At 44.4% G+C, this 18,230-nt stretch carries 17 protein-coding genes and 1 riboswitch; of the genes, 7 read left to right on the top strand and 10 right to left on the bottom strand.

What is annotated here, in order from left to right:
* Positions 1–52 precede the first annotated feature (52 nt).
* Both phnX and CWO27_RS13920 read left to right on the top strand, forming a co-directional pair.
* Positions 53–871, top strand: a complete 819-nt coding sequence (phnX, locus tag CWO27_RS13925; RefSeq protein WP_102431472.1) for a phosphonoacetaldehyde hydrolase — start codon at positions 53–55, stop codon at positions 869–871.
* Between the two features lie 341 nt (positions 872–1,212).
* The gene (locus CWO27_RS13920) at positions 1,213–2,283 is read left to right on the top strand and encodes an OmpA family protein (RefSeq protein WP_102431471.1); all 1,071 of its coding nucleotides are present in this window, start codon (positions 1,213–1,215) and stop codon (positions 2,281–2,283) included.
* Between the two features lie 130 nt (positions 2,284–2,413).
* Here CWO27_RS13920 and CWO27_RS13915 read toward each other — a convergent pair whose 3' ends face one another.
* Complete coding sequence (locus CWO27_RS13915) at positions 2,414–2,812, bottom strand: OsmC family protein (protein ID WP_102431470.1); 399 nt, start codon at positions 2,810–2,812, stop codon at positions 2,414–2,416.
* A gap of 201 nt (positions 2,813–3,013) precedes the next feature.
* Here CWO27_RS13915 and msrB point away from each other — a divergent pair, with 201 nt between their 5' ends.
* Positions 3,014–4,156: a peptide-methionine (R)-S-oxide reductase MsrB gene (gene msrB / locus CWO27_RS13910; RefSeq protein ID WP_102431469.1), complete on the top strand. Its 1,143-nt coding sequence runs from the start codon at positions 3,014–3,016 to the stop codon at positions 4,154–4,156.
* Positions 4,157–4,246: 90 nt separating this feature from the next.
* On the opposite strand, the gene CWO27_RS13905 is transcribed toward msrB, so the two are convergent.
* Together CWO27_RS13905 and CWO27_RS13900 are read right to left on the bottom strand one after the other, a co-directional pair.
* Positions 4,247–5,614 (bottom strand): TrkH family potassium uptake protein, encoded by a 1,368-nt coding sequence (locus tag CWO27_RS13905; protein WP_102478778.1) that lies wholly within the window; start codon positions 5,612–5,614, stop codon positions 4,247–4,249.
* 26 nt (positions 5,615–5,640) lie between these two features.
* Entirely contained in the window at positions 5,641–6,297 is a 657-nt protein-coding gene (locus CWO27_RS13900; protein ID WP_102431467.1) for a potassium channel family protein, read from the bottom strand.
* 186 nt (positions 6,298–6,483) lie between these two features.
* Here CWO27_RS13900 and CWO27_RS13895 point away from each other — a divergent pair, with 186 nt between their 5' ends.
* The 3 genes from CWO27_RS13895 to CWO27_RS13885 all read left to right on the top strand — a co-directional run bounded on the left by CWO27_RS13895 (position 6,484) and on the right by CWO27_RS13885 (position 10,622).
* A complete protein-coding gene (locus CWO27_RS13895; protein WP_102431466.1) occupies positions 6,484–7,599 on the top strand; it encodes a mechanosensitive ion channel family protein in 1,116 nt (371 codons plus the stop codon).
* Between the two features lie 80 nt (positions 7,600–7,679).
* The gene (locus tag CWO27_RS13890) at positions 7,680–9,173 is read left to right on the top strand and encodes a mannose-1-phosphate guanylyltransferase/mannose-6-phosphate isomerase (protein WP_102431465.1); all 1,494 of its coding nucleotides are present in this window, start codon (positions 7,680–7,682) and stop codon (positions 9,171–9,173) included.
* A 24-nt stretch (positions 9,174–9,197) separates the two neighbouring features.
* Positions 9,198–10,622 (top strand): phosphomannomutase CpsG, encoded by a 1,425-nt coding sequence (locus tag CWO27_RS13885; protein ID WP_102530218.1) that lies wholly within the window; start codon positions 9,198–9,200, stop codon positions 10,620–10,622.
* Positions 10,623–10,732: 110 nt separating this feature from the next.
* On the opposite strand, the gene aroG is transcribed toward CWO27_RS13885, so the two are convergent.
* The 4 genes from aroG to CWO27_RS13865 all read right to left on the bottom strand — a co-directional run bounded on the left by aroG (position 10,733) and on the right by CWO27_RS13865 (position 13,449).
* Positions 10,733–11,785, bottom strand: coding sequence for a 3-deoxy-7-phosphoheptulonate synthase AroG (gene aroG, locus CWO27_RS13880; protein ID WP_048663341.1), 1,053 nt, complete (start codon positions 11,783–11,785; stop codon positions 10,733–10,735).
* 314 nt (positions 11,786–12,099) lie between these two features.
* On the bottom strand, positions 12,100–12,315 hold the full coding sequence (locus CWO27_RS13875; RefSeq protein ID WP_102431463.1) for a DUF3820 family protein: 216 nt from the start codon (positions 12,313–12,315) through the stop codon (positions 12,100–12,102).
* A 12-nt stretch (positions 12,316–12,327) separates the two neighbouring features.
* On the bottom strand, positions 12,328–12,999 hold the full coding sequence (locus CWO27_RS13870; protein ID WP_107899092.1) for a DUF3313 domain-containing protein: 672 nt from the start codon (positions 12,997–12,999) through the stop codon (positions 12,328–12,330).
* 96 nt (positions 13,000–13,095) lie between these two features.
* Positions 13,096–13,449, bottom strand: coding sequence for a transcriptional regulator (locus CWO27_RS13865; RefSeq protein WP_008217214.1), 354 nt, complete (start codon positions 13,447–13,449; stop codon positions 13,096–13,098).
* Between the two features lie 322 nt (positions 13,450–13,771).
* Positions 13,772–13,861, top strand: a riboswitch (cyclic di-GMP riboswitch).
* A gap of 71 nt (positions 13,862–13,932) precedes the next feature.
* On the opposite strand from CWO27_RS13865, the gene gbpA reads away from it, so the two are divergent.
* Positions 13,933–15,399 carry an N-acetylglucosamine-binding protein GbpA gene (gene gbpA / locus CWO27_RS13860; protein WP_107899091.1) on the top strand — a complete coding sequence of 489 codons (1,467 nt, stop codon included), beginning with the start codon at positions 13,933–13,935 and terminating at the stop codon, positions 15,397–15,399.
* Positions 15,400–15,509: 110 nt separating this feature from the next.
* Here the strand turns inward: gbpA and cyoE are convergent, their stop codons facing one another.
* From cyoE to CWO27_RS13845, 3 genes are all read right to left on the bottom strand, one after another.
* Complete coding sequence (cyoE, locus tag CWO27_RS13855) at positions 15,510–16,448, bottom strand: heme o synthase (RefSeq protein WP_107899090.1); 939 nt, start codon at positions 16,446–16,448, stop codon at positions 15,510–15,512.
* The gene (locus tag CWO27_RS13850; RefSeq protein ID WP_102431459.1) at positions 16,438–17,493 is read right to left on the bottom strand and encodes a COX15/CtaA family protein; all 1,056 of its coding nucleotides are present in this window, start codon (positions 17,491–17,493) and stop codon (positions 16,438–16,440) included. Before CWO27_RS13850 ends, cyoE begins: the two co-directional genes overlap by 11 nt.
* Before the next feature lie 88 nt (positions 17,494–17,581).
* Positions 17,582–18,190 carry a hypothetical protein gene (locus CWO27_RS13845; RefSeq protein ID WP_102431458.1) on the bottom strand — a complete coding sequence of 203 codons (609 nt, stop codon included), beginning with the start codon at positions 18,188–18,190 and terminating at the stop codon, positions 17,582–17,584.
* Positions 18,191–18,230 lie beyond the last annotated feature (40 nt).

Here is an 18,230-nt window from a genome sequence, read left to right as displayed (position 1 = left end):
TTCGTCCTGCCAGGAGTTTGAACTGGGAGTGACACAAAAATAGGACACTATTATGAACACGACATCACCTATCCAAGCGGTTATCTTTGACTGGGCTGGCACTATCGTTGATTTTGGATCATTTGCTCCAACCAGCATTTTCGTGGAAGCATTCAGACAAGGTTTCGACTTTGACATCGACTTAGCAGAAGCTCGTGAACCTATGGGTATCGGTAAATGGGATCACATTCAAGCGGTGGGTCGAATCCCTGCTGTTGATGCTCGTTGGAATGCTCAGTTCGGGCGCTCGATGACCAGTGAAGACGTTGATGCAATCTATGCGGCGTTTATGCCTCTTCAAAAAGCGAAAGTAGCTGACCACGCAGCGCCAATTTTAAACGCGATTGAAGTGGTGAATAACCTAAAAGAGAAGAACGTAAAAATCGGTTCATGTTCTGGTTACCCGCGTGAAGTGATGGATGTTTTAATTCCTGCTGCTGCAGATTACGGTTACCGACCAGATAACGTGGTAGCGACCGATGACTTACCTCAAGGTGGTCGCCCTGCTCCATTTATGGCACTGAAAAACGTAATCGACCTAGGTGTAACTAGCGTTGCTGCGTGTGTAAAAGTAGACGATGCAGCACCGGGGATCGATGAAGGTCACAACGCAGGCATGTGGACGGTTGGACTTGTATTATCGGGGAACGAAGCAGGCTTAACGTATCAAGAATATTTAAATGCAGACGAGACAACACTTGCGGCTGCACGTGAAAAAGCGAGCGTTAAGCTAAACAAATCGAACCCACACTACCTAATCGATACCATTGCAGACCTACCAGGTGTCATTGCAGACATTGAAAAACGTTTGTTAGCCGGAGAGCGCCCATAACTCCTGTAACTTCCGCAAATCAGGGCCTATAGCCCAATAATCCGCACACATAAAAAGAAACCTCGTATCACCTAAAAATGATACGAGGTTTCTTTGTTTCCAATATTTGAGACAACAATTAATTGACAAAAACCTCTGTAAATAGCACCTTAAATATATAATTTTTAACAATTTCATTGACTGCGATACGCAATCAGATTAACAATATAATTACTGATACAAGATAGATTGAGCTGAACCAACACTTTGAATTACTTGTTATAAGCAGTGTCGTTACCCAATAAGTGATCGTTTTACTGGTAAGTTCAGATAACAATAAGAGTTAATCCAAGGATAAGATTATGAAAAAACTGTCGAAAATCATGTGTGCTGTTGTTGCCGCTTCAGGCCTAGCAGCAGCGCCTTCTATCGCTGCTACAACTTATGTTGGTGCAAAAGTGGGCGTGGGCTGGCTAGATAGCGCATGTGTAAGCGGTGAAAAATGTGATGATGATGCAATCGGTGCTGGCATCTACTCTGGCTACAATTTTAATGACAAGTTTGGTATTGAGCTAAGCTCTGACTTCCTTGGTGATTACAAGACAAGCTTTTCAAAGAACGGCACAACAGCTGCGTTCAGCGATCCGCTAATCGCAATCTCACTAACGCCGATGTACCGCCTACCAGTACAACAAGAATTTGACGTATTCTTCAAAGCAGGTCCTGCTTACATCTCTCATGGTGGCGAAGATGACGTTGTACTTTCTGCTGGTATCGGTGTAGAGAAGCAGCTTTCTTCTGATTGGGCACTACGTGTTGAATACCAATACTTTGATGACTTCGACGATAACTACGTTCAAGACCTAAACTCGAACCTACTGTCTGTTGGTGTTAGCTACAACTTCGGTACTGGTAACACAACTGCATCAGCGGCGGCAGCAGCAGCTTCTGCGGTAGCTGTGACTCAAGCTCCATCTGAGCCAATCACAGAGCCTGCAGTTGTTGTTGAAGAGAAAAGTACTGTTGTTGTGACTAAAGCGCAAACAGAGAGCTACTCTCAAGAAATGTTCGCGACAAACAGTACTGAGCTGTCTACAGACGGCAAGATTGCACTACAACCTCTAGTTGAAGTTCTTAAAGCTCACCCTCAATCGACTGTTGTTGTTGTTGGTCACACTGACTCAACAGGCGCTGCTGAATACAACATGATGATCTCTAAGAAACGTGCTGCTGCAGTTGCTGCACACATCGAAGATCAAGGTATCGAAGCTGAGCGTATCACTGCTACAGGTGAAGGTGAAGAGAACCCAGTTGCATCAAATGATACAGCTGAAGGTCGTGCTCAAAACCGTCGTGTCGACGCAACGATCCCTGGTTTCGAATACCAAGAAGAAGTACAAGTTGAAGAAGTTATCGTAGAAACGGCTGAATAACAGCACTCTACCTTAGCCGAAATAATAAGGGCGGAGCACTCAAAGTGCTCCGCCCTTTTCTTTATCTGTCTTTCTAATAAGCCTTAAGCCGTAAAGTAACGGCCCAAAGTCAAGCTGTACAATCCGAAAACTAAACGATTTCCCAGCTGTGCGTCATTTCTACGCCAGCACCTAGCATTAGACATACTGAACAGTATTTTTCTAGCGAGTCAGCACATACTTTTGCAACTAACTCAGGATCAAGGTTGTCACCCGATACTTCAAAGTGAATGTTAATCACAGTAAAGATTTTTGGTGCTGTTTCACGACGTGTCGTTTCAAGTTTGGCATTACAGCCTGTGATGTTCTGGCCTTCAGATTTCAAACCATCTACGACATCAACAGAGCTACAACCACCAGCGGCCATAAGGACCATTTCCATTGGGCTTGGCGCGGTAGCACCGCCACTGCCATCCATTACTACAGAGTGGCCAGATTGAGATTGACCTAGGAATTTAAAGCCTTCGACCCATTTAACTTCTGCTTGCATACAGTTCCTTAGATGACCGATAACCGCCATCACTGTCTATTATTTATTGTTAGTACCGACACCCTACTACTGGCGGCATTTATGAGCAAGATTTTCTCGATGACATATTTTTTTCATGAATGATGCAATTTTTTCCATCTAAAACCTGTCTCTATTCGTACATTCAAAATCGAATGAGAAGAACGTCAAGATGAGGTATCTATGAATAAATTATCTAAAATATTGGTATCACTCGTGGTTGCGCTACCACTGATTTCGCTGTTTGTAAGCCAGACTGGCACTGCCAATACAATGGATAAAACAGCTAATTCAGGTAAAAGTGAAATCGCGACACTGGCTGGTGGTTGTTTTTGGTGTACAGAATCCGACCTAGAAAAGCTGACAGGCGTCACTGACGTTATCTCTGGGTACTCTGGTGGTAAACTAGAAAACCCAACCTACAAACAAGTATCCTCAGGCAAGTCTGGTCACATCGAAGTGATCAACGTGACTTACAACCCTGATGTTGTTAGCTATGAACAGGTTCTTGACCAATTCTTCAGACACATCGACCCAACCGATGACAAAGGTTCATTTGTAGACCGAGGTCCTCAATATCGACCAGCTATTTTCTATCATAACCAAGCACAAAAAGATGTTGCTCAGAACTTCATGATGGAGATCGACAAAGCTAATATTTTTGGTGAACCACTAAAAACAGAACTGATTGAATTTGAAAAATTCTGGCCAGCGGAAGACTATCACCAAGACTATTACAAGAAGAGTAAAGTTCGTTATAACTACTACCGCTACGCATCAGGTCGTGACCAGTACTTAGATAAAATCTTCGGGGACGATAGAAAGGACAACCCACAAACACTCCGTCAGATCATCGATGGTAAGAATGCGACAGCCAATGCTAAAACCTACGTTAAGCCGTCTGACGCGGAGATCAAAGCCAAGCTAACGGCACTTCAGTACGATGTAACGCAAGATGACGCGACAGAACGCCCGTTTGATAACAAATACTGGGATAACAAACAGGAAGGTATCTACGTCGACATCGTTACTGGTGAGCCGTTGTTCTCTTCAAAAGACAAATACAAATCAGGTACAGGTTGGCCGAGCTTCACGCAACCAATCAGTGAGGCTTATGTCGTAACCACTACCGACTACAAGTTGCTTTACCCAAGAACCGAGGTCCGCAGTAAATTTGGTGATTCTCATCTAGGTCATGTATTTAAAGATGGCCCTAAACCTACAGGTTTACGTTACTGCATGAACTCAGCCGCAATGCGCTTTATCCCTGCGGATAAATTAGCGGAAGAAGGCTACGAAGAATACGTTGAGATGTTTGAGGGCTAAGCATTCATCAATTAACGGTCAGCCTACGACAACAAAGCCAGCATATCGCTGGCTTTACTTTTTCTAGTTCACAAACAAGAGCACTACTCCCTAGCCAGTTAGAACTGTATCTTCTGGATACTTGAGTAATGAAGGTTCAGGGCGAGCCAACATGTACGCCAAAGTCAAAGGACCGATACGTCCAATAACCATCACAACAATCATGATGTATTTGCCAGGCTCAGTTAGGTTCGCAGTTAACCCTGCCGTCAACCCTACCGTTGCAAAGGCTGAAATCACCTCAAACATGACTCGATCAAACGCTGCCTTTTCAGTAAGCATTAACAGAAACATCGCAGTGGTTAATAACGCCCCACTTACCACAATAATGGCCAATGACTTTGTTACTGCTTGCCAAGTTACAGTGCGCTTAAACATCACTACATGTTTTTTCTGACGTAAGAACGTCCAAGTCGCTACAAATGCAACCGCAAATGTTGATACCTTAATACCGCCACCTGTTGAGGTAGAGCCAGCACCAATCAACATCAACACGATCATCACCAATAAAGCAGGCTGTGTGTATTGAGATAAATCCACACTGTTAAAGCCAGCAGTACGAGCACTTGCCGATTGGAAAAATGCCGCTAGCCACTGACCTTGTGTCGATAGCCCTTCCATGGTCGCGGAGTTGTTTCGCTCCAACAGCCAGAACAATACCGTACCCACTAATAATAGAGTCGGTGTTGCGGTCAGCATTATCTTGGTGTGTAAATGTAGATGTCTGAAACCTTTACGCCAATTGCTTGATAGGTCACCTACTACCGTGAAGCCTAAACCACCAAAAATGAACAGAGCCGCGAGCGTAAAGATCACTAATGGGTCGTCAACAAAGCTCATCATACTGTCTGAAAACAGAGCAAAGCCTGCGTTATTGAAGGCTGATATCGCATGAAAAAGTGCGTAAAAACTTCCGGTTGACCATCCCATCTCAGGAACCCATCGGAAACAGAGTAATACAAAACCAATAAATTCAGCCACTAGCGCAAAGATAATGATCTTCTTGACCAGTTTTCGAAGATTGATCTTACGATCTTGACCCAATGCTTCCTTGGCTAATGCTTGTTGCTTCAGGCTTAAGCGAACACCAAACATGTAGAGCAGTACCGCAGATAGGGTCATCTGCCCTAACCCGCCCACTTGCATCAAGAACATCAGCAAGATTTTTCCAGCCAAAGTGAAGTGCTCACCCGTATCGACTACACCCAAACCTGTCACACTGATCGCGGAAGTCGCGGTAAACAACGCATCTGTAAAGCTAAGTCCTGTAACAGAAAAAACAGGCATCGTCAGAAGTATGGCCGAAGGGATAAGAACACCTAAGAAACTAGTCAGAATAATCTTAGGTTCAGAGCCTTTACGTGGCTTTTCATCTCTCTTAAGCGTGTAGAAAGTACCTTTTCGTTCTAACGAATTCATACTATTACCTTATAACCCATTGCCGGTTACCAATTACGTAATTTTCTAGACAAGGTCTCTTTCGGCCCTGCAATGATCACTACATCACCGATTTCTAAACTCACATCCAGTTCCGGTGCTTTGGTTAAGTTTGGGCCACGCTTGAAGCCAAGAACTTCAACGCCAATCTCTTTGCACAGCTTGAGTTCGCTAAGTTGTTTACCCAACAACTTGGCACCGATAACAATTTCGGTCATCGCTAAACCACTGCCTAGGTCGATAAACTCAAGAACGCGTCTATCTAACATCTTGCGCGCAACACGAATACCCATATCGCGCTCTGGCATGATGATATGGTCAGCACCAATCTTAGAGAGGATCTTACCGTGGAACTTATCGTTCGCCTTCACCCAGACGGCTTTTGCGCCTGACTCTTTCACCACCAAAGTGGTTAGAATGCTCGAGTTAACATCAGAGCCAATCGACACCATCACCATGTCATAATCGTCTAGCCTTAACTCTTTTACCGTTTCTTCGCTCGTACAGTTAGCAACAATCGCTTGTGAAACAAAAGCCGCGGCTTCTTTCACTCGCTCTTCATCAATATCGACGGCTAGTACCTGCGCCCCTGAACTTTGCAGCTCTTTGCATACAGATAACCCAAAACGCCCTAAACCGATAACTGCATATTGTTTGTCGCTCATTTGAAATCCTGTTGAGAAATTTTAATTACACGGGATAGCCAAACCTACATTAGTTTCTATCTCAAAAAAAGTTAGTTTTTCAATAATAAGGTTATACTAGTGTCATAATCGCTTGATTTATAAAGGTAGAGAACAACTCCAGTTTCTGCTAATTTCCAATTCATAATTTCTGCGGCAGCACACACAATGAATGAATTCTTAACCCAAGTACAAACCTACATTAACCAGAGCCATAGTGATTGGGCGAACAGTGTCTTATTCATCACTATTGCGAGTTTTCTTGCTTGGGTAGCTTGGCGAATTGTCCACAATCGCTTAGAAATTCTGGTTCAGAAAACCCCTTTCCACTGGGATGATCTGCTACTAGAAGCACTGAAAACCCCAGTCAGTACGTTACTTTGGTGTTGGCCAGCCACGGTCTCTATCGGGCTGATCCTCCAAGACCAGTTTGGTAACGAAATCAACTGGTTAAAAACGTTAAAACACATTTTGATCATATGTACCTTCGTTTGGTTTACCTTACGAATGATCACCAACACTGAAGCATATGTCTTAGAGCAAAAAACCAGAGACGAAACCACAGTACAAGCTATCGCGAAAGTCGCTCGCCTGTTCTTTATGGTCATGGGCGGCCTGACAGTCATGCAAGCGTTTGGACTCAGCCTGTCTGGCCTTCTGACCTTTGGTGGTGTGGGTGGTTTGATTGTCGGTTTGGCAGCAAAAGATCTACTCTCGAACTTCTTTGGTGGCATGATGATCTACTTCGACCGACCTTTTAAAGTCGGTGATTGGATTCGCTCTCCCGATCGTCAAATCGAAGGTACTGTCGAACGTATTGGTTGGCGCATGACCATCATCCGCACCTTCGATAAACGCCCTTTGTACGTGCCAAACTCGGTTTTCAGTAACATTGTGGTAGAGAACCCATCAAGAATGCTGAACCGCCGAATCAATGAAACCTTTGGGCTTCGTTACCAAGACGCGAGCAAGTTAGCTGCTATTGTGGATGACGTAAAAGCCATGCTTGAAACGCACCCTGATATCGATGCCAAACAGACGTTGATGGTTAACTTTGACAAGTTTGGGCCATCAACACTTAATTTCTTTATCTACACCTTCACTAAGACCGTCAACTGGGTGAGATACCATGAAGTTAAGCAGGATGTGCTACTGCAGGTGCTAGCAATTATTCACAAACATAATGCGGATATCGCCTTCCCAACGCAAACACTTAAAATCGACCCGCAAGGTTTTAGCGAAGCTCAAGACATAGTCATTTCCAATCCAGGGGGTCATCGATAAGTAAATTTTTTATCGATAAATAATAACGGTGAAGCGTGGTAACATGACGCCAGTATTTTAAGGCACCCAATTACCACGATATGATTTTACCTGTCATTCTAGCCGGCGGCTCTGGTAGCCGCCTCTGGCCACTGTCTCGCGAGCTTTACCCTAAGCAGTTCCTCAACATCGCAGATGAGCAATCTATGCTTCAGCAAACCCTTTTGCGTTTGCAAGGCCTTGAAGCGCACTTAAGTGATACCGAGTGTGCCGCTCCCTTCATCATCTGTAACGAAGAACACCGCTTTATCGCTGCAGAGCAAGCTCGATCGGCTAATAACCAACACGGTGGTATTCTGTTAGAGCCTGTAGGTCGAAACACAGCGCCCGCCATCGCACTTGCAGCCTTACAGGCCTTAAGTCACTCGAACAGCAACCAACAGAACAAGTCAGACCCAATATTATTGGTACTGGCAGCCGATCATCACATCGCCAAAACGACCGAATTTCAGCAAACGGTAGCGAGGGGTGTCGAATACGCGAAACAAGGCAAACTGGTCACATTTGGTATTACTCCCAACGCTCCAGAAACTGGCTATGGTTATATCAAACAAGGAAAGCCACTCTCCCACCATGCTTTTGCCATTGAATGTTTCGTTGAAAAACCTGACCTAGCCACCGCAGAGAAATACATTAGTTCAGGACAGCACCTCTGGAACAGCGGCATGTTCATGTTTAGAGCATCACGCTACCTTGAAGAACTTGCTGAACATCGTCCAGAGATCTTAGCGGCCTGTAAACTCGCTCTCGCGACACAAAACACCGACCTCGACTTTATCCGTATTGACGCCGAAGCATTCAAAAGCAGTCCGAGTGACTCTATCGACTATGCCGTGATGGAAAAAACGTCACACGCTGCAGTAATTCCTATGGATGTTGGTTGGAATGATATTGGTTCATGGTCTGCCATCTGGGATGTCAGTGATAAGGACGAGCACAACAACGTGATTGAAGGCGATGTGTTAACTGTCGATTCTCAGCACAACTATATTCATGCCGAAAATAAATTGGTTGCGACTGTGGGTGTCGAAAACCTGATTATTGTCGAAACCAAAGACGCTATATTGGTTGCGAATAAAGACAAAGTTCAAGGCATAAAATCGATTGTTAGTCAGCTGAACCAAGCTGGTCGCACAGAACATGTTCATCACCGTGAGGTGTTTAGACCTTGGGGTAAATACGATGTAATCGACCTAGGTAAACGCGACAAAGTAAAACGTATCACCGTAAAACCCGGTCATAAGTTATCGCTACAAATGCATCACCATAGAGCGGAACACTGGGTTGTCGTAGCGGGCATCGCGAAGGTGACTAATGATGAGAAAACTTACCTAGTCGAAGAAGACCAATCCACCTACATTCCATTGGGACATGTTCATAGCTTAGAAAACCCAGGCGAACTGCCACTCGAAATGATCGAGGTACAAACCGGCAGCCATTTGAGCGAAGGCGACATCATTCGATATCAAGACAGTTATGGGCGAGACGTGAAATGCGAACAACCTGACTCATCTCAAATCATCAAATCGAACTAAAGCAGCGACAAATCGATGAAATCGATGAAATCACCATTAGACTTGAGCTGCTTTAAGAATAACGATATCCGCGGCATCATTGGTCAACAAATCAATGAACATTTCGCCTTTCTGTTTGGAAAAGCATTTGGCGAACACGTACTTTGTGCTTCAACTGAAACGTCACTCTACGACTCAGCTCAGGTAGTGATTGGCCGTGATAACCGCGAAACGTCCCTTTCATTACAAAAAGCTATCACCAAAGGCTTAAACGAGTCTGGCATAAGCGTGATCGATCTCGGTATGACAGGCACTGAAGAGATTTACTTTGCGACTCGCCACCTACAAGCAATAGGCGGAATTCAAATTACAGCAAGCCACAATCCAATCAATTACAACGGAATGAAATTAGTCGGTGCAGATGCGAGTCCGATTAGTAAAAACAGTGGTTTAGATACAATCAAACAGCGTATTGAAGTTCTGGGTCAAGAGCTGAAAAACGGTATAACTATCAGTAGAGTGCTACCTTCTGATTCTTGCAGAAAGGCCAATATTCTTGCTCCGTACGTCGAGCACCTACTCTCGTATATAACCCCATCAAAGCTGTCACCGATGAAGATTGTGGTTAATGCTGGGAACGGTGTTGCAGGGCATGTCATTGACGCGTTAGAGGAGAGGTTTAACGAACTGAATGTTCCTATCTCTTTCATCAAGGTTCATCACACTCCTGATGGGAAATTCCCTAATGGTATTCCAAACCCCTTAATCAAAGAAAACCAGATTGCGACACGAGATGCTGTGCTAGCTCATTCCGCCGACCTTGGTATCGCATGGGATGGAGATTTTGATCGTTGTTTTTTCTTCGATGAAAAAGGCAATTACATTGAGGGTTACTACATCGTCGGCCTGCTAACCGAAGCCTTCTTGCTGAAAGACTCCAATGCGACTGTACTACACGACATGCGCATGACATGGAATACAATAGAGGTTGCAGAAAGACTAGGTGGAAACGCTGTTGGCGTAAAAGCTGGGCATGCTTTGATCAAAGAGAAAATGCGAAAGCTCAACGCAGTGTACGGTGGTGAAATGAGCGCACACCATTATTTCCGTGATTTTGGATATTGTGATTCAGGCATGATTCCTTGGCTACTGGTTATCGAACTAATTTCGAAGACTCAACAATCTCTTCACCAATTGACGTGTACCAGTATGCTTAAATTCCCCTCTTCCGGAGAGATAAATCGCAGAGTTTCAGATCCCAACCGAGTTATAGCTTCTGTTTTAGAACACTATAAAAAGGGCGCCGTTGCGGTAGACTTCATCGATGGTATCAGTGTGAATATGGGAACATGGCGCTTCAATCTGAGAAAATCGAATACAGAACCATTGATACGCCTCAATGTTGAAACCCAAAAAGATAAAGCTTTGTTGTCACATAAAGTCGAAGAGCTACTGTCTTTTCTCATTTAAGAGTACAAAGTGCTTCCAATTTGCTCCTAAGAGCAACAAAAAAGCCCTTACTAGCGATTGCTAATAAGGGCTTTGAATTTTCAGTAGCTTAGTTGCTGACTGTAATTAGTCTATTTGTTGCGACGAGCTTCAACAGCATCTGCCAGTTGACGAAGTACTGTCTCTGTGTCTTCCCAACCAATACATGCATCAGTAACAGATTGACCGTAAGTTGCAGCTTTGCCATCAACCAAGTCTTGACGACCTTCAACAAGGTGAGATTCGATCATCACACCAAAGATAGCTTTATCACCACCAGAGATCTGTGTGCTTACGTCATCAGATACGTTCATTTGACGTTTGAACTGCTTAGAGCTGTTTGCGTGGCTGAAATCGATCATCACTTTTTGTGGAAGACCTGAAGCTGCTAGCTCTTCTTTAATCTTACCAACGTGTTCTGCACTGTAGTTTGGCTCTTTACCACCGCGTAGGATGATATGACAATCAGGGTTACCTGCTGTCTCTACGATAGCTGAGTGGCCGTATTTAGTTACAGACAAGAAGTGGTGAGAAGCGCTAGCAGAACGGATTGCGTCCGTTGCGATCTTAATGTTGCCATCTGTGCCATTCTTAAAGCCAACAGGGCAAGACAGACCAGAAGCCAATTCACGGTGAACTTGAGATTCAGTAGTACGCGCGCCGATTGCACCCCAGCTGATTAGGTCAGCAACGTATTGAGGTGTGATCATATCTAAGAATTCACTTGCTGTCGGCATGCCCATGTCAGTTAGGTCAAGCAGTAGCTTGCGTCCTAGACGAAGGCCATCATTTAGTTTGAACGTATCGTTCATGTACGGGTCGTTGATTAGACCTTTCCAACCTACCGTTGTGCGTGGCTTTTCAAAGTAAACGCGCATTACGATTTCAAGCTTGTCACCGAGTTCGTCGCGTAACACTTTCAAACGCTTGCCGTACTCAAGAGCAGCTTCAGTATCATGAATAGAACATGGACCTACAATAACGAGTAAGCGATCATCGGTTTCTTCTAAAATATTATGAATCGCTTTACGGCTTTCAAAGGTTGTAGAAGAAGCAACTTCTGTCGCTGGAAACTTTTCTAAAACAGCAACAGGTGGTAATAACTCTTTTACTTTGTTAATTCTTACATCATCAGTCTGGAACATTGCTTACTTCTTCCTTTTTTCTATCCTTGAGCTGAATGTACGTTGTCTCACGTCACTTTCTTTCAGCACTAATCTTCTTGTTCCTTGTAACTTAACTAGTAAAAACTACAGTTTCAATCACTAATTGAAAATAAACGCAATTTTTTTTGTGTTTTATATTTAAAACACCCTGTAAACCATTGTTTACACACTATCGATTGCGCAATTTAAGGCCGAATAGGATTCTATGTTATTCGAATTGTCCTACGCCCCTAATCCACGACTGAAGCTGAAAACAAAAAAAGCTCACGAGATCAGCGTGAGCTTTTATTTAATTACATTTTTTTCAATGGCTTGACGACACTATCAAGTCCTTCAATTTTCAGAGCAAGGCACAGCTTTAATAGGTCACCCAGTTCACCAGACGGAAAGCCTTTTTTATCGAACCACAGTAAATATTCTTCAGGTAAGTCAATCAATGTACGACCAGCGTATTTGCCAAAAGGCATCTGCATTCTGGCAAGTTTGATCAGGTTCTCTTTCTCTAGCATTACAGGCTCTTTCTATGCGTCATCGGTTCTCTGTAGAGTATCACCTAAACGTTCAACCCAATAGTTGATCGCATCTTTGGCATCGTCTAGAGAATCGATCATGGTCGAAAAGTCTTTGTTCCCGGCTTCGCGATCGATTGCAGCGAACAATGGCGTCCCCTCTTGAGCATCACTCACTAATAGCTCAACACTGGCGCTCCCAACGTTGGTGTGTTCGCCTGTTGCCACCTTAGAAATGGTGGACATCGCCAGACCAAATGGCAGAACGCTACTCGTCACGGCTAAGATAGGGTTTGGAGTTTCAACGTTGCTCAACGCGATACTCAGGCGCAACGTCTTACCCGTGGGTGCATCGACAATTGTTTTATGAGGCGATATTTTCTCTTCCAAGCGTGAAACCATATGATCAGTAAGCTCTTGAACCTCTTCTTGATCGAGCGAGCCTTCTTCGGCAAGCACAAAGATTTGGTCAATGACGACAGAATCATAATCATCCAACTTGCTCTGCAAGCGATTGGCGTCACGGAGCCCTAATCTTGCCCAAACGAGGTCAACTCCCCCGTCAGGACCAGGCTGAAAATCTTCATAAGTGGTGAATTTGGTGGCAGTCTTGATTGGGCCGCCTGCACAACCAAACAAAAAGATGCTGGTTGCGACAAGCAAAAGTAGTTTTAGAGGATTCATAGCGCACTTAGATTGGCAGAAAAACACCCAAGTATGTTATACCCTATGTGAAAAGTTTGTAGAAAAAGGGGCTATTACTCAGAGCTAACTCTAAAATTAGTTGTGTTGAACAGTGTGAGCATACTCTACGATAACTTGATTTCCTTCGATGTAAGCATTTTGGATCTCTCCATCAACACTCATTCGACTTTTTAAGTAGACCACTTTAGGACCAGAGTCATTTCCTTCTTTAAGCGACGGGAATACGTTTCTTGGTTCCAAATGAAGTAGACGACAGAAATGGCTCACAAATGACATAGTTAGCGGTGACTCCCCTCGCAACACATTTGAGAAATCAAGCTGACTCATACCAAGCTTCTTTGAAAACTCCATCTGCGTGATTCGCATTCGCGATTTTTGTGACATCCACGTTTGGTACAACGCTTCTCTATCTTGTTCAGTGAATTCCATACTGACTCCTTTATATAATTCATACCAATTAATTGTCCGGTTTTTCATACATAACGTGTCAGGGTTTGGTTAGTGGAAACCAAAGGTTTGGTTTTGATATGCGCTCAATCGTTATCAACAACTAAAGTTAAGCCCCCAAACCATTCACAAAAGCAATTAGAGCAAATACTTTCTTAATTTATTTCAATTACTTATGAGTTAATAAACGAATCATATAGCAAGTTAATTTGTATTAAGAATTAAAAGTTCGAGATTAGCATTCCACATTTAAATCGATTGATTCGCATTTATAAAACTGGTTGGCTACATTCCGCTTGCTTAAACGCACTTCTGGCAAACTATTTGAAAGAATAGGACGCAAAGCCACCGGTCTGTCGACAAATGTTCTGTCTATGATAGCGGAGCTGCCACTTAATAGAATTTAAGTGTAAATGCATGCCGGAGTGTTCTCTTTTTGTCGGCCAAATACAGTAAGGACAAATAATGAAACAACTCCCAAAACAATCACTCATCGCACTGTCGCTGCTAAGCGTTAGCGGTGCAAGCTTCGGTCATGGTTATGTTTCGGCATACGATAATGGCGTTGCTGAGAGCCGTGTTGCCCTATGTAAGTTCCCTGCGAGTGACACAAAACAGAAAAACACCGACTGTGGTGGTATCCAATACGAACCACAAAGTGTGGAAGGCCCTGAAGGTTTCCCTGAAGTCGGCCCGGTCGATGGGAAAATCGCCAGTGCAGAATCTTCTTTAGCGGCAGCGCTAGACGAGCAAACAGCCGATCGCTGGGTTAAACGTCCTATCAAGTCAGGTTCTCAATATTTTGAGTGGACGTTTACAGCCAACCACAAAACCCGCGATTGGAAATACTACATTACGCAACCTGACTGGAATCCAAACCAACCTTTGGCACGCAGCTCTTTTGATTTAACACCATTCTGTGTTGTTGAAGGCAATATGGAACAACCACCGATGCAAGTAAGCCACTTGTGTAATGTTCCAGAACGCGAAGGTTATCAAGTGATCCTTGCAGTATGGGACGTGGGTGACACTGCTGCAGCTTTCTACAATGTTATCGATGTGAAATTTGATGGCGACGGCCCTATTATTCCGGATTGGGATCAAGGCGGTCAGATCAACCCAACTCAAGATCTGAACGTTGGTGACGCTGTCTACACTCGTGTCTTCGATCAATCTGGTGAGAACGCTTCCTACAGCACAGAGCTAGTGATTGAAAGCAACGAGCAAGGCAAAGCAAACAACTGGTCTTACGCTCTTGCCTCTAAGATCAACCAAGAGCAGGCGCAAATCAAGGCAGGTCAATTAAACGGCCAAGGCGATTTCGCTCCTGTATACGGTTCGAACCCTATTTACTTAAAGGCAGGTTCAGGCTTTAACAGCGTCGAGATCGGTTACAAGATTGATACTCCAGAACCAGACCATGAGCTAGAAATGACTGGCTTAGAGTCTGAGTACATTATCGATGAAAACCAGCCAACACAGCTTGACCTTACTCTAGCGGCAACAGGCGATATTCAAGCTGAATTGACTGTGTACAATCATCATCGTGAAGCGCTTGCCTCTCAAAAATCTGAATTAGCAGACGGACAAGTGGAAGATGTTCAACTGACTTTGTCTAAATCAGAAGCTGGCCACCACATGCTTGTGGTTGTGACGAAAGATGACCAAGGTAACTTAGTGGATCAGAACACGCTTGATTTCCATCTGATGGATGAGCAAACACCTCCACCAGCAGGCGACTACGACTTCGTGTTCCCAGAAAGCATTGAGTCTTACACTGCCGGTACTAAAGTACTAAGTAGCGATGGTGGCGTTTATCAGTGTAAAGAGTTCCCATACTCTGGCTACTGTGTTCAATGGGCTCCAACAGCAACTCAGTACGAACCAGGTGTAGGTTCACACTGGCAAGATGCTTGGAACAAAGTGGACTAATTGATCACTAGAGACTCACTATTAATAGATGAGTGTTGGTAATCAACCAAACAAAAACGGATGCCTAGCGCATCCGTTTTCTTGTTCTAAAACACCTGAAAGGTCAGTTATCAAAGTAGATAGTGGTCGGCCAACAGAGCTACGAACAAGATCATGAGGTGATAGATGGAGAACTTAAATGTCTTCATCGCCATATTAGGTTCATCACGATATTTCAGTACCCAAGCGTGATAAACAAACCCGCCGTTGAGCACCAATGAAGCACTCAGATATATCCAGCTGCTCATGCCAACCAATACAGGCAATATACACACAATGCTAAGCAACAAGGTATACAGCAAAATAGAAGTCTTAGTGTATTCGATTCCGTGGGTTACAGGCAGCATGGGGATGTTCACTTTGGCATACTCGTCACGACGATGAATTGCCAACGCCCAGAAGTGCGGAGGGGTCCAAATAAATATGATCATCACCAATAGCCAAGCGTTTGAATGCAGTTCATTGGTAACCGCCGTCCAGCCCAATAGCGGAGGCATTGCACCTGCGATCCCTGCAATTACAATATTTTGTGGCGTCGCTCGCTTCAGATACATGGTATAAATCACTGCGTAACCCAACAAGCTCGCAAAGGTTAACCAAGCGGTGAGTTGATTGACCCACACCACAAGCGTGACGAATCCAAGTAAGCCAATGCCCGTGGCAAAGCTGAATACACGCACACTACTCAGCTCACCCGATGGTAAAGGACGTCGATTAGTTCGAGTCATCTGGCCGTCGATCTTTTTGTCGATCAAATGATTAAACGCAGCGGCCGATCCCGCCATTAGCCCTATCCCAATCATCCCGAACAGAGTTTGCTGTAAAGGCAATCCATTAGGCACAGCCAAACACATCCCGACTAGTGCGGTCAGCAACATTAACGCCACCACTTTAGGCTTGGTCAGTGTTAAATAGACCTTCCAAACAGATTTGTTTTTTCCAGCCATTTCACTGTTTGAAGCTTCGTCTTGAACCACCACTTGATGCTGTGTTGACGTTCTACTGACCATGATTACCTCCTTGTAATGCACTATTTTTCACCAAGCTCTCACTTGGTTTGCGTTGCCACACGACAAAATTGGTTACAACCATGCTGAGAAGCAACATCGCTGCGACTAGGTTATGCAAAACCGCGACTGAGATTGGCAGGTGAAACCATACATTGCTGATTCCAAGGCTGATTTGAGTAAGCAAGACTATTACGACAATCACGCTCAGCTGTTGGTGAGGCGCTTGGCCAGACCTCCATAGCTGATACACAACCATCAGCACCGTTAATGTCGCCACAATAGCCCCCAATCGATGCATGACATGTATGGTAAGCCTTGCGGGATATTCCAACACACCAAACTCATAGTTATCATGGCCGTGTTGAGCAAAGTCGAAAGCGTTCTTAAAGTCTAGATAGCTTGTCCAGTTCCCCTCACAAATGGGTAGCTGTGTACACACCAATGCGGCGTAATTTGATGATGTCCACCCACCAAGCAGTATCTGCCCGACCACAATGACTAATCCAAAGAGCGACCAAACTCTAAGTTGTGGAGAATAGGAAGCCTCACCAAAACAGCTTTGGAATTGAGACAAACGACAGTAGAGCAGGCACAGCAGTGACAGCAGCGTGAAGCCCCCCATCAAATGCGCCATCACCACAACAGGCATCAATTTGAGAGTCACAGTCCACATACCCAACAAAGCCTGAAAAATGACAGTGGCGGAAATAAGCAAAGGAAGCCCAATCGAAGTAACATTCTTTTTAATACACCAAGCGACTACAACAAAGATAAGCAGCCCTAATGTCCCTGCAAAGTAGCGATGTATCATCTCAATCCAAGCTTTATCTGCTTCAAGAGCTCGCTCAGGGAATTGCAGATTGGCTTGATTCACCGCTTGGGCATCTGAGGGCACGGTGATCTTTCCGTAACAACCCGGCCAATCAGGACAGCCAAGGCCAGCATCCGACAAACGTGTATAAGCTCCGAGAACAATCACGGTAAGGGTCAATAAGATAGTTAATCTCATCATGTGGATGAGTAAATCAGGGGCTTTATTCTGCATCGTCTATCTCCCTATACTTATTCCCTTTTCGTTAACAACACTCAGCATTAACGCCATCTGCTAAAACTTATCAAGTTAAGCTTATTAACTACCCAACTCGTGACAGCTTGAGTAGCTTTCTTAAATCATGAATCATGCCTTTGGATTGCCCCACTAACTGCGACGGGTCAGAAACGCTTTTATACTCCATAACTAGCTGCCCTAGTGGGTCAATAATGACAATGGAAGCCGGCGCAAACTCGGTACTTAACTGATCGCCACCAGTTAACAAAGACAAACCGGGCTTATCGAGCGAACCCGATAACGAGTTACCTTCTGAAACAAAAACAACGGCAGTCACACGCTCTTTGTTTTTCCCTAACGCCAAGTAGCTTTGATTCAAATAATGGAGTTGTTGTTCGCACAAGCTTTCGCACTCCACCGGCGCGATATAACCCACTAACCACCCCTCTCCAGCCATGGGTACCGTTACACCGAAATCCGCTAGTGTGGTTCTTGGTTCTACCAATTCCCCCGAGTTAGTGACACCTGAGGTGTACCAATTCTGGTCCAACACGGTTTTAGCGATAATGGCAGGTAAGGCGAAGATCAGAATCAGTCCGATTAATACAAGACGACCACGAGATCGACGCTGTTTAAACGCAGCGAGATTGGCCTCGGTACTTTCCTTGTTCATTTGTACTTGAGATTTATTCATCTTTCTTCCTTGTGGCAGACACTGCCTTTAAAGTCACTAT

This window comes from Vibrio sp. 10N.286.51.C3 (genome assembly GCF_003050065.1).
Classification (GTDB): Bacteria; Pseudomonadota; Gammaproteobacteria; order Enterobacterales; family Vibrionaceae; genus Vibrio; species Vibrio crassostreae.
Note: the sequence above shows the minus strand (reverse complement) of the source record. Positions and strands in the feature narration are given on the sequence as shown.